This is a genomic window from Bartonella sp. AP72JLCBS, from assembly GCF_042195705.1.
Taxonomy (GTDB): Bacteria; Pseudomonadota; Alphaproteobacteria; order Rhizobiales; family Rhizobiaceae; genus Bartonella.
Map to the genome: position 1 here is coordinate 1 of NZ_JBHIOU010000142.1, position 568 is coordinate 568.

Here is a 568-nt window from a genome sequence, read left to right on the forward strand (position 1 = left end):
GATGGTGTAGGGGGCGGTCAGAGCAGTAAGTAGTAACTGCTCTAGCTGGTCGAATCGATCTCTGACCTCCACCCTGAAATGTGTGAACACGCCTCGCATCTGGGCTAACTCGGTCCGGATGCCCCCAACAGCACCCTCGAGCCTCTCAAGGCGATCATCGGCGCGAGTAGCGGGTGCTGGTGCTATATGGGGTGCCTCGGCCTCTGCTTGTGCCTCTGGTGCCGGGTCCCCCCCCTCTGCTGGTGCTGCTACTACTGGAGTCTGGGGAGGGACCATTGTGTAGACTCCTGGCCCTGCGCGTCGTATCATCCCCATGAGCCTCATAGTCTCTCTGCAGAGGGGAGATGGAACGATCTCCGTAGCAACTCCTCTAGTTGCATCTATAAGGCCCAATCCCATAGCCAGCCGAGTGCTATATCTCCTTAGCATAATGTCCCTGGTGTCTGATATAATCTGCGAGTATGTGCCCGAGGTGGAGTGGCTCGCGCTGTGTCATGGAATGGAGATACAGCAGCTCCTGCCGGCTCAACACCCCTGTACTATCACCACGCCCGCTCACTGATCTGCT

At 57.7% G+C, this 568-nt stretch carries 1 protein-coding gene; it reads left to right on the plus strand.

From position 1 onward, the window contains the following. Nucleotides 1-118: 118 nt before the first annotated feature. On the plus strand, nucleotides 119-283 hold the full coding sequence (locus ACFILO_RS09780; RefSeq protein WP_375678247.1) for a hypothetical protein: 165 nt from the start codon (nucleotides 119-121) through the stop codon (nucleotides 281-283). The last annotated feature ends 285 nt before the right edge of the window (nucleotides 284-568 follow it).

Coding starts and splice junctions, on each gene's coding strand:
- ACFILO_RS09780 (WP_375678247.1), top strand. CDS start 119: ATGCCCCCAACAGCACCCTCGAGCCTCTCAAGGCGATCATCGGCGCGA.